The 11,217-nt window shown below is 58.5% G+C and carries 8 protein-coding genes; 4 read left to right on the top strand and 4 right to left on the bottom strand.

Translation table 11 applies throughout. From position 1 onward, the window contains the following. Window positions 1-126 precede the first annotated feature (126 nt). The 3 genes from DXB98_RS04765 to DXB98_RS04755 all read left to right on the top strand — a co-directional run bounded on the left by DXB98_RS04765 (window position 127) and on the right by DXB98_RS04755 (window position 2,373). Window positions 127-1,335 carry an ATP-binding protein gene (locus tag DXB98_RS04765; RefSeq protein ID WP_117743330.1) on the top strand — a complete coding sequence of 403 codons (1,209 nt, stop codon included), beginning with the start codon at window positions 127-129 and terminating at the stop codon, window positions 1,333-1,335. A gap of 213 nt (window positions 1,336-1,548) precedes the next feature. Further along, the gene (locus DXB98_RS04760) at window positions 1,549-1,779 is read left to right on the top strand and encodes a helix-turn-helix transcriptional regulator (RefSeq protein ID WP_117743329.1); all 231 of its coding nucleotides are present in this window, start codon (window positions 1,549-1,551) and stop codon (window positions 1,777-1,779) included. 9 nt (window positions 1,780-1,788) lie between these two features. After that, entirely contained in the window at window positions 1,789-2,373 is a 585-nt protein-coding gene (locus DXB98_RS04755) for a hypothetical protein (RefSeq protein WP_117743328.1), read from the top strand. Between the two features lie 89 nt (window positions 2,374-2,462). Here DXB98_RS04755 and DXB98_RS04750 read toward each other — a convergent pair whose 3' ends face one another. Both DXB98_RS04750 and DXB98_RS10275 read right to left on the bottom strand, forming a co-directional pair. Next, window positions 2,463-6,830, bottom strand: coding sequence for a hypothetical protein (locus tag DXB98_RS04750; RefSeq protein WP_117743327.1), 4,368 nt, complete (start codon window positions 6,828-6,830; stop codon window positions 2,463-2,465). Window positions 6,831-6,985: 155 nt separating this feature from the next. Next, the gene (locus DXB98_RS10275) at window positions 6,986-7,990 is read right to left on the bottom strand and encodes a helix-turn-helix transcriptional regulator (RefSeq protein WP_199407122.1); all 1,005 of its coding nucleotides are present in this window, start codon (window positions 7,988-7,990) and stop codon (window positions 6,986-6,988) included. Window positions 7,991-8,286: 296 nt separating this feature from the next. Between DXB98_RS10275 and guaA the strand changes: the two genes are divergently transcribed. Next, complete coding sequence (guaA, locus tag DXB98_RS04740; protein ID WP_117743326.1) at window positions 8,287-9,267, top strand: glutamine-hydrolyzing GMP synthase; 981 nt, start codon at window positions 8,287-8,289, stop codon at window positions 9,265-9,267. 116 nt (window positions 9,268-9,383) lie between these two features. Here the strand turns inward: guaA and DXB98_RS04735 are convergent, their stop codons facing one another. Together DXB98_RS04735 and DXB98_RS04730 are read right to left on the bottom strand one after the other, a co-directional pair. After that, window positions 9,384-10,532, bottom strand: coding sequence for a HAMP domain-containing sensor histidine kinase (locus tag DXB98_RS04735; protein WP_117743325.1), 1,149 nt, complete (start codon window positions 10,530-10,532; stop codon window positions 9,384-9,386). Continuing rightward, on the bottom strand, window positions 10,529-11,203 hold the full coding sequence (locus tag DXB98_RS04730; protein WP_117743324.1) for a response regulator transcription factor: 675 nt from the start codon (window positions 11,201-11,203) through the stop codon (window positions 10,529-10,531). The genes DXB98_RS04735 and DXB98_RS04730 overlap by 4 nt, the downstream gene beginning before the upstream one ends. Window positions 11,204-11,217: the final 14 nt, after the last annotated feature.

The following is an 11,217-nucleotide window of genomic DNA, read 5'->3' as shown; positions in this document are numbered from 1 at the left end:
GATGTTACTTTATTGGGAGAAATAGCTGAATGAAATCAAGAGTTATTTGATTTCATTTAGTAGAATAAGACATATATTAAACGAAAACGAATCAAGAGAGCTTTTATTTAATAGAACGGTGAAGATATGAAGATTATCGAACGTCCTCAATATATGGAAGCGCTTCTTGGCGCTAAGGGAACGCCGGACATCAAGGTTATTACCGGCATTCGTAGGTGCGGCAAATCTGTTCTACTGGAAGCTCTTGCTGATCGCTTTCGTGAGGCCGACCCCGATGCCAATATTATCCGCATCAATTTCAATCTCCTCGAATTCGAGGAACTAACGGATTATCGAGCATTGCATCGCTACGTTGAGGAAGGCTATTGCGAGGGCCTCGATAACATTGTGATGATCGATGAGGTGCAAACCTGCGTTGGGTTCGAAAAAGCGGTCAATAGCCTTCATGCATCGGGAAGATACGATATCTACGTTACTGGCTCCAACGCTTTCTTGCTTTCGAGTGATTTGGCGACGCTTTTTCGCGGGCGGACATATGAGGTTGAAGTATTTCCGTTTTCCTTGCTTGAGTTTTCGACATATCACGAAATTCATAACCCGGACGAAGCGCTTGACCGATATTTGAGAGAGGGCGGAATGCCTGGCTCATATTTGTATCCTAGCGAGCGAGCTCGCTATCGATATATTGCGAACGTGCTAGATGTCTTGGTTTTGCGTGATGTGGAAGAAAAGCATGGGGTTCGTAACAAGGTGCAGCTAGAACGTGCATGCGATTTCCTAATGGACAATATCGGTAACATATCTTCTGTTAGCGGGATTGTGGCTGCGCTGGATGCTGCCGGAACACGCGTTTCCGTGGCAACGCTCGCCCAGTACCTCGGATATTTATGCCAGGCCTTTGCGTTCTATCGAGTGCGCCGCTATGACGTAGGCGGTAAAAAGTACCTCACTTCGGGTGATAAATACTATTTATCGGATCATGCAATCAGATACGCAAAACTGGGCACTAAAAAGCTCGACTTCGGGCACGTATATGAAAATATGGTCGCCATAGAGCTCCTAAGACGCGGTTGGGAAATCTATGTCGGGGTGCTTTATAAGAAGGAAATCGACTTCGTGGCAATTCGTCGCGATGAGCGAGTGTATATCCAAGTTAGCGATGACATTTCGCGTCAGGAGACTTTTGAACGCGAAGTGGCACCCCTGCTTGCGATACGTGATGCGTATCCCAAAATGGTCATTGCGCGAACAAAGCACGAGGCTGTTGATTATGAGGGGATTAAGGTGGTCGACATCGCCCGATGGCTGATGGGGGAGGGGCCGGATGTCGAATAGCGGACAGTGATAGTTTACGCTCGCGTTTACTCGGACAAAACCGAGTCGGTTTTGTCCGAGTAAGTTTGAATAGCGAATCGAAATTGTTATGTCCACATGGCGATGGCGGACATGGTTTCCATAATGACAGATATAGTTGACATCTTGTGAAGGATACAATATATTTCTGTCATGTTGCAACGGATATCTGTCCATTACTACGAAAGGAACTCCATGCCGGGCAAAAAGAACCTACGCATGAAGGCGGCGCGCGCGGCGGTTGGCCTTTCGCAAGCTGACTTGGCCCAGGCCGTGGGCGTTACGCGCCAGACCATCGGCCTGATCGAGGCGGGCGGCTACAACCCCACGCTCAATTTGTGCGTGGCAATCTGTAAAGCGCTACGCGTTACGTTGAACGACTTGTTTTGGGAAGACGAGAGCGACGTCGACCCTAATACTCTTTAGGAGTTCGCTATGAAATATGAAGATCTGAAAATCGTGCAAAAGTGGCGTGAATATGCCGGCCCAAAGGATGAGCGCCTGGAGGCTGAGAACGCGAAGATCTACAAGATTGGTTTCGTGCTGCTTTCGTTTGGCATGTTGATGATCTTTTTCTACCAGTTTATAGCTCGACAGGTTGCGTGGGTTCACAGCGACGCTAGTGAAATGCCGCATGGCTTTGCAACGCCGTTCGAGGCAGCCATGTATTTGTGGCTCGTTATCGTGATGTTGATTTGCGCAGGACTGCAAACGCGGAAGGGCTATGTCGATACCAATCGTTTTGGGCAAACCGAGCATCTTCCTGTTGGATATTTCATGCTTGTCAGCGGTCTTAGCGGCGCCGCGTTCGCGCTTGTTATTGCCGCAATGCGCTGTATCGCTGAGGCGCAGATCGTACCGCTCGAAAGCGTCTTTTGGTTGGCGAACCTGGCCACGGGCGTGTTCTGCGGTGCGACGATTTTCGCGGCCACGTTTGCTGCCCTGTGCGCAACTTTTTTCACGGCGAAAAGACGCCGTGCCAAGCTCGAGGCAGAACTCGACTCCTCTGACGACATCTAATGCGTAATGGGCTGGCTCTGGGTATCCAGAACCAGCCCATTTGATGTTCGATGAGCCGAGTCGGCGTCTCTCGAAAAAACAGCTAGGAGCTAGCGAGGCGTATCCGAATTGACCTCATTGGCGGTGTCGGTTTCGAGTGCCGTACGGCGGGCGCTGTAGGCGACGAGGCCGGCGCCTGCCGCGGCGAGTGCTGCAGCGGCTGCCATGAGGGGAGCGTTGACATCGCTCGTGCCCGCAAGCACGCCCGCTTTTCCGGAACGCTTGTTATTGCCGTGGTCCTTGCCACTGCCGGAGCTGCTTCCGTCGGATCCGCCGCCCTCGTCAGCGCCGCCGCCACTCGAGCCACCATCGCCGTCTGCTGTCATCGGGGCGTCGTGAAGTCCTGTCGTATCCGCGCTGCCGCATACGCCGACCTGCACTTCTGAGCGTTCGCATGCCGCGTCGGGCACATGAAGCTCGTGCAGTACGGCGCCCAGTGCCGAGTTTGCGCCGGGTCGGATTTCCTCGAGCGTTACGGGATCGAGCGCCACCAGGTCACGCGCCTTCGCATACAGCGTGACGCGTTTGCCCACCTCGTCGCCCCAGCTCTCCGGGATGGCAAAGCTCATGCGGAATTGTGCCGTGCAGCCCGGTGCCAGCACGGCGTTTCCATTGTCGGCAACCAGCGGGTGCGTTGCAAAACGTGCGCCCAGCGTCTCGAGTGCGTATTTCACGCGTGCCATATCGTTGGCCGAAGCGTCCTCGGCAAGCTCTGGATCGTAGATCGAAGCCATGCGTGCGTTCGCTCCGAATCCGATGGATGCGCTGGAGAACGGCTGGCTGGAGCCCTCTCGGTACAGATCGATCGTGCCGGCGGTCAGCAAGGTGTTGCCGTCGTTTCGCACCGTGACCAAAAAGGATTCGCCTGCTGCTCCGGGCACCACCGCGCCCGAGGTAGCGACCGCGCCCGTCGGAGTGGCACACGCCACCAAGGGCACTTCGATGCCGTGCAGCTTTGCCTCGCTCTTCTCCGCGCTCACAATGTGCGTGGCGAGCGCGGAGAGCATGCCTCCCGACGTCAAAAATGTCGTTATCTGATCGACGGGATGGTCCAGCTCGCACATCACGAACGGCTCCGTGAACAGATCGCCTGCCAAGGTGCTGGCGAAAATGCGGAAGTGCTTGCCCATCACTGCTACCGGGTTGCCTTCTTCGTCGTAGGTTTGTCCCACCTTGCCATCGGTATTCTCTACATAGAGCACGCACCTGCCGTTGCTGCTTACGCTAAACGACGCCGGGCCACAGCCTGCGGCACCCACGGGCTGCGTTGCAAATGCCGATGCGCCTCGCGTCCACGTAATATGCTGCAGTTGCTCGTTGACGGTTGCCAAAAAGCCCGTGTGCTGCGGCCACGGCACCGCGTGGGGTACTGTGGCGTCTGGTGACATAACGCCCCAACCCGCGATGGACTGGCCGATCACGGCGTACGATGCGCAGCCGCAACCGCCTGCGGTCTCGTACGCAACGGGCACCACCATTTTGCCGTTGATATTCTCGGGTGCGCCCAGCTCGATACTCGACGGTGCTTGCGGAAAGCGGAGAACTTGGCGGAACGTCAGGCTGTCGCCCGAAACGTCCGACCACAGGGTAAAGCACTCCAGCGCAACCTCGGCCTCGCTGCCGAGCGCCTTTTCTGCGGTGGCTCCGCGGCGGTGGAGGTAGGCACCCGACAGGCGCCCGTCGACCAGTGTCTTGCCCACCGTGATACGTGGACACTGCAGGCAATGGTAGCCATCCTCCTGAAGGCGGCCGCGCGAGATACTGCGCCACGACGTGTGCGACACCACGCGGATCTCGTCATTGCTTATGCGCGGGCGCACGACGGACAGTATGCCGGCTGTGCTTGCCGTATCGAAAAGGGTGTTGTCGCCGGCGGGGCGCTCGCCCGAGACCAGCAGCACGTAGGCGTCCTGGTTTTCCCTCCCGTCTGTATATTCCACCACGTCGAAGTCGTAATCGAATATGCCGTCACGCTCTACGTCGCCCTCGCCAAACCCAAGGGGGAAGTCCACGGGCGTGGGAGCGGACCACGTGCCGTTTGCCTTTGTGTGTACCACCAGGCGCGAGCGACCATTGTCGCCGTAGCGCACCGAGGCGATACGGAATAGGCACTCCACGCCGGCGATCATCGTTAGCCTCATGTGGGCTTCGCTGAGCACGCCGGAAAACAGCACGTTGTCGCTCGAGGGTTTTATGCCGCCGCGATCGTCCTCCGACACACAAGCAGAATTGGCGTTGGGGTCCGCAACGGCGTCCTTCGCCTGCCCGATATGGGTGTACGTATACATCGGCGCGGTGTTTTCGTTGTTTTCCATCAGTGCGTGGACAAAATGCTCAACCTGTTCCGTGTCGTCGCTCTCCGCGTCTGCCTCGAGCTCAATGCGTGTGACCGCCCGGTCCCAATCGCGTCCGACAGACGCGACGTTTTTCGCGGTGGCTGCAACCTCGGCGCGTGCGAGTAGCTCGGCGTTGGTGACGATGGTGGCAGATGCGATAAATTGCGGCACACCACCTGCCTCGGCGTTGCCGGCCGAGCCGAAGCAGGCATCCAGCGTATAAGGCGTATCCCCACCCAATGCAAGCTCAGAGCGCTGGAGCACATACTGGTCGCCGTTGTTCACCGACATATTCCACGAATCGGCGAGTGTGGGCCACGACCCCGACCAGGCCTTGGTGGTCCATTTGAACATCACGAACTGGAGTATCACATCGACATCGACGTCTGCGCCTACACGCAGCCGCGGAAGCTGGTGGCCGTCCGCTTTCTCGTACCCAATGAACAGTGTGAGGGATGCGGCGCCACGCACGGCAGACGAAGCGACGCCTGCAACGCCGGCGCCAAAGGTGACGGCAAGCCCGATCTGGATGGTGAACGAGCCCGACGTGTTGGAGTAGTCGAGCGAAATGTTCTTGAAAAACGCCGCGCCGCTACCGTGCGTGTGGGCGCCCACGGCGAGCGCCAGTTTTGCCAGCACCCAGGGGTTGACGTTTAGGAAAAACGGTACCGGTCCTAGGGCAAACTGCTCGGTCCAATTGAGGTCGGTTCTTACCTGGAAGAGGGCCTTAATATTGCCGTATGCGGGGTCGTTGTTGTTGCCCCAGGTTTTGCCCACCCAATCGTAGGCGAGCGAGCCGTACAGCTGTGTGGCGATATCCATCGTGAACAGCGGCGTGCAATGGTGGCGAAGGAGCTTGGTGTTTCTTGGATCGGTGCCCGAACCGGCACTCATACTTTTGTACTGATTCCACTTCCCCTCCATCTCGTCGAGGTAGCGGTTTGCCTGCTTGGCGCCCGATTCGCGCGGTGACTTCTTCCAGTACTCCGGATCAGGGTTGCCCGAATCGTTCATATAGCTGGCTGGTTTGTATCCTCCGCCAAACAGCACGTACCCGGCAAACGAGAAATCGAAGAGGATCGGAAATGTGGGCATCCAACACGTGAACTTATTACCGCCGATGCCGGGAAACGCCGCGGGGAAATCAAACGGAGTGATCTCTTGGTCCATGGTGGTGGGGACGATAGTGGTCGATCCGGATTCCGCCTTTGCGGCCGGCGCGGTGACAACGGCCATAGGGGATGAGAGTGTGTAGGTTTTGCCCTGGTAGTCGAGCATAAAGCGCAGCTTGCACCCTTCCTCCAGAAGGCCCGAAGCTGCATCGAGGAACGTGTCTTCAAGCGTGAACGTCGCCAGATTATCCGCGCCCGATGCGCTGGCCTTGATCTGGTCGATCTGCGTGACGGTTTCGGTTGAGCTGCCCGCAGCGGGCATCACTTTGTTGATGCGCAGCGTTGCCTGTCCACCCTGTGGCAGATGTGCCTGCACGGTAAAGGCGTGCGTATCGGGCTGCTCGTTTGCCGTGTCGTCCTTCGGCAATGCCATGAACGTGGCTTCAGCGTATTGGATGTCCCATTCGTCGAATGTGAGCTGGCGGAAGTACGGCTCGCCGTCGGAAAGCGGACGCGTGGGCGCGGTTATGGCGGTGCCGCCCTGGATACGCGCAAGGGGAATCTCGACATCGCGGTAGCCCGCCATGCTAATGGAGATGCCGCCGTTAAAGTCGTACGCGTCGAGAAGCGTTGCCTCGTCCACGTAGCCTTCCGAAAGCGGCGCGACCTCAAAGATGGCCGTGCCCTCATCGTCGATCGTGGCGGAGAGCTGCTTGCCCGCGGCATAACGCGACGCGAGCGTGACCTGCGCTCCCTTGACGGGCATATTCTTGTTGGCGACGTCGACCACGACCACACCAAACATGGTGCGCGAGAGAACGAGCACCCTGAAGGGGTCTTTTTCGTCGGCATAGGCTTCGGTGGGCGCGAACGGCAGCAGGAAGGCATTTTCGCTTCCCGGCACGCGAGGCAACATGATGCTCGCTAGCGAGGACGCTCCGGCAACAAGTAACGAACGGCGATCAAGCATCTTGGGCTCCCATCCCGCAGGTATCGGTGGAAATAATCCAATTTTGCGAGAAGGTGCCCCGTGGCGGTAGTGCCGTTCAAGGGTCAAAATGTCCAATTTAGGCGAGCGAAGTGCCGGGCTCCGGATCGCGTTCGATGCGCTTGGCAGCCCGGTCGCTAACGCAACATATGAGCGACCAGCTCGGCGCGCGTGCCGATGCCAAGCTTTGCATATACGCCGGATAGGCGGTTTTTAACAGTGCCCGGCGACACGCCCATATGGCGTGCGATTTCGGCGTTGGTCCACCCACGGCAGGCGAGCATGGCCATGGTGAACTCCGTGGTCGTTAGATCGTCGGCCACGTCCTCGCCCGAATCGGGGTTGTGGATGCGCCGCCAGCCGTAACTGAATCGATACGTAATCTCGATGATGCGTGCGAAATCGTCAGGGTATTGCGATTTTAGGCATGCCTCGATGAGTCCTTGCAAAAGGCCATGGTGTTCGCCGATGAGCTCGATAAGGCCGTCGGGACGCGCAATGTCCCAAGCGGCTCCGAAGTGTGCCTTTGCGGCGTCGACGTCTTTGAGGCTCATGTATGCCATGGAAGCTGCCAGGTGCAGGAACAGTTCCGAGATCGGATAGCTTTCCTGTTTCATGATCAGGGCGTTTTCCGCCATGCCCAGACTGCGGCCGTATTCGCCGCGCAGATACAAGGCGTGCGCCATCACGTAGCTGGCGAACAGGCGCAGGCCTTCGGGCAGATGCGCCGCAAGCGGATGAAACTCTTCGGCAGAATACGGGGAAGGCAAGTGCAACAGGACACTCGCGGCCGAGGCGAACAGGATATGCGTGGCGTGAGCGGCGGGCGATTCCTCGTCAGTTGGCGTATCGAGGATGCCCGTAAGGCAACGACGGGCATCGGCGATACGGTTGAGCGACAGACTGGCATATCCGCAGATAAAGCATGCGGAATAGCGCAGCGCGGGATCGGTGGCGTCAAGATAGGGGCGCGCCGTCTTGGCAGCGAGGGTGGCCTGTCCGCGAAAGTACAGCGCTTCTGCCGTGGCGATGGTGCGTGAATCGGGGTCGGAAATGCCTGCAACCGCAGCGTCAATCTGCCCCGGCACAAAGGCGGTGCACATCAACGGCATGGGAATGAGCGGGTAACTATCGCAGTCCATCTTCCATCTTCCATCAGGTGGCCACATTAGCAGCAATTGTACTCCTGTTGCTCGGGACTGGAATTTGTGGTTATCGCCTACGATTATGCCGAACGAATAAAGGAAGAGTCTATTGGCAATGCTCCCAAGGGAGCTACCGAAGTCTAGCTGACCTCGACATTAGGGAAAATTGCCACCCCTGCAAAAAGCTCCGTTGCAGCGATGGGAAACGAACCTTGCTCTGCATATAATGAGGGCATATGACAGCGCGTTTGCATATGCGCGGCGCGTTCCATCGAACCGAAAAGGAGCCCTGCATGGATCCCAACAAGCGTCCCGACGATATGGTGCGTATCACCACTCCCGAACTTGCCCAGGTGTTCATCGGCGAGCAGGTCACCGCAATCCGCGAGCAGATCGGTGACAAGAAGGTTCTGCTGGCCCTTTCCGGCGGCGTTGACAGCTCGGTCGTCGCGGCGCTCCTGATCAAGGCCATCGGCAAGCAGCTCATCTGCGTGCACGTGAACCACGGCCTCATGCGCAAGGGCGAGAGCGAGCAGGTCGTCGACGTGTTCCAGAACCAGATGGACGCCAACCTGGTCTATGTGGACGCCACCGACCGCTTCCTCGATAAACTCGTCGACGTCGACGAGCCCGAGGCCAAGCGCAAGATCATCGGCGCCGAGTTCATCCGCGTGTTCGAGGAGGAGGCCCGCAAGGTTGGCGACGAGGTCAGCTTCCTCGCCCAGGGCACTATCTACCCCGACATTCTGGAGTCGCAGGACGGCGTGAAAGCCCACCACAACGTTGGCGGTCTGCCCGAGGACCTGCAGTTTGAGCTCTGCGAGCCCGTTAAGCTGCTGTACAAGGACGAGGTGCGCGTCGTGGGCCGCGAGCTCGGCCTGCCCGAGAACATGGTTGAGCGTCAGCCGTTCCCCGGTCCTGGCCTGGGCGTCCGCTGCCTTGGCGCCATTACCCGCGACCGCCTCGAGGCGCTGCGCGAGGCCGACGCCATCGTGCGCGAGGAGATCGACAAGGCCGGTCTGACCATCTGGCAGTACTTTGCCGTGGTGCCCGATTTCCGCGCCACCGGCGTGCGCGAGGGCAAGCGCGCCTACGACTGGCCCTGCATTATTCGCTGCATCAATACCGTCGACGTCATGACCGCTGAGGTGCCCGAGCTCGACTGGGCGCTGCTCAAACGCATTACCGCACGCGTGACCGCCGAGGTCCCCGGTATCTGCCGCGTTTGCTACGACCTTACGCCGAAGCCCGTCGGCACGGTCGAGTGGGAGTAAGCTAACTCAGCTGGTAGGCGACGAGAACTAGCAGATGTGACAAAGGGACGGTCCCTTTGTCACATCTTCGATGTTATGTGCGGGATGGTACACCACACGGCGTGCCATCCCGTTCGTTATTTTAATGAGCCGGGTGCGCGAGCGGGAAGAATCACGAGCATGGTCGTTCCGCGCTTCGAGCTTTCTTCGACCTCGATGGAGCCGCCGTGAAGCGCGGCGATCTCCCAGACCAGCGCAAGCCCCAGCCCCACACCGCCATATGCTCTGCTGCGCGATCTGTCGACACGAAAGAAGGGCTGAAAGATGCTCGTCTGGTATTGCTTGGGAATGCCTGGCCCTTGGTCACGCACGCGAAGCAGCACGCGGTCGCCTTCGGCACGGGCGCCGATTTGCACGGTTGAGCTGGGCGCACTGTAGCGAATGGCATTCTCAACCAGGTTGAACAGTAGCCGATAGATCAACGTGTCGCAGCCGATCGTTTGCGCGTCGCCCTTGCTTACAAGCGTGATGCCCTTTTGCTCGGCAAGGGGCGCCAGGTCGGTGAGCACTTCTTCGATCATCGGCGCCAGGTCAATCGCATCGTTGCAGGGAATACTACGCAGCTCGCTCATCTCGAGCAGGGTCTTTGTCATGTGCGTCATTCGCTCGGTCTGCTCCTGCAGCAGCCGGAGCAGGCTCGCTGTATCGGCATCGGCGTCGGGGTGCTCAGCGCAAAACAACTCAACCTGGGCTTGCATGAGCGCGAGCGGCGTGCGCAGCTCGTGCGCCGCATTGCCCGTAAACTGTCTTTGTGCGGATAATCCCTCGTCAAGGCGGGAAATCATGTCGTTAAACGACGCGCTGCAGCGCCTGAGTTCAGAGGGCACGTCCTCGCTGATCTTTGTGTCGGCGAGGTTGTCGGGCCGCACGCTCTCGACTTGCGCCGCAAAGGAGCGCAACGGCTGCAGCGCATATCCGCTCACGAAGTAGGCTAGCACGCCACCGAGCAGCGTCGCCGCCGCGGTTATGCACCAGCTCGTCGCGCTAAACGATGCTTGGGCGTCGCTCACGACGATGGTCAACTCATCGTCGAGCTCTTTGCTTGCCGGGTCAAATGAGCTGGGCGCTGCGGTCTCCACCTTGTTGTGCGCCGCCGCTTCTGCACCAATCGAGTCCATGTAGCGCATGCCGGAGTAACCAACCAGGCAATTCATAAGTACGCAGGTCGAACATATCAGTAAGGCCGTCATCAACGTGATGCGCCACTGCAGCGACAGCCGCTTCATTTGCCGTCCTCCATAACGTAGCCTTCGCCGATTCGGTTGCGGATGGGGTCGTGCCCCAACGCGCCGCGCAGCTTTTTGCGCAGCGATGAGATATGCACGCGGGTCGCGTTGCTAAAGCTGTTGACGCTGCTGTCCCATACATGCTCGATAAGCTCTTCCTGGCGCACCGGCCGCCCTTGGTTAAGCATCAGGGATTCCAGGATGCCGGTCTCCTTGCGCGTGAGGGATAGAACCTCGCCGCCCACGGAGGCGAGGCGCGCCTTGGTGTCAAAGCTCAGTGATCCACAGGTTAGAACAACGTCGCTTTGCGTAAAGCGCCCGAGCGTGAGGCTGCGCATGCGTGCCGCCAGCTCGTCAAGATGGAACGGCTTGGTGAGGTAGTCGTTGGCGCCCGCACCGAGCCCCGCTACCTTGTCGGAGACCTCGCCGCGTGCCGAGAGCACGAGCACCTTGGTCTCGCAATCAGTTGTCCTGAGTTGCCTGAGCACGGTCATGCCGTCGACATGGGGGAGATTGAGGTCGAGCACAACAAGATCAAAGGTCTCGACATCGAGCAGATCGAGGGCCTGTTGTCCGTCGTAGCAGCAGTCGACGCTATAGGCCAAGTTGCGCAGGCTGCGTGCGATCGCATCGCACAGCGCCCGCTCGTCCTCGACGACCAAGATACGTATAACGTTCTCCTTGC

This window comes from Collinsella sp. OM07-12 (genome assembly GCF_003438275.1).
Classification (GTDB): Bacteria; Actinomycetota; Coriobacteriia; order Coriobacteriales; family Coriobacteriaceae; genus Collinsella.
The sequence above is the reverse complement of the archived record's forward strand: the minus strand, read 5'-3'. Positions and strand labels throughout refer to the sequence as shown.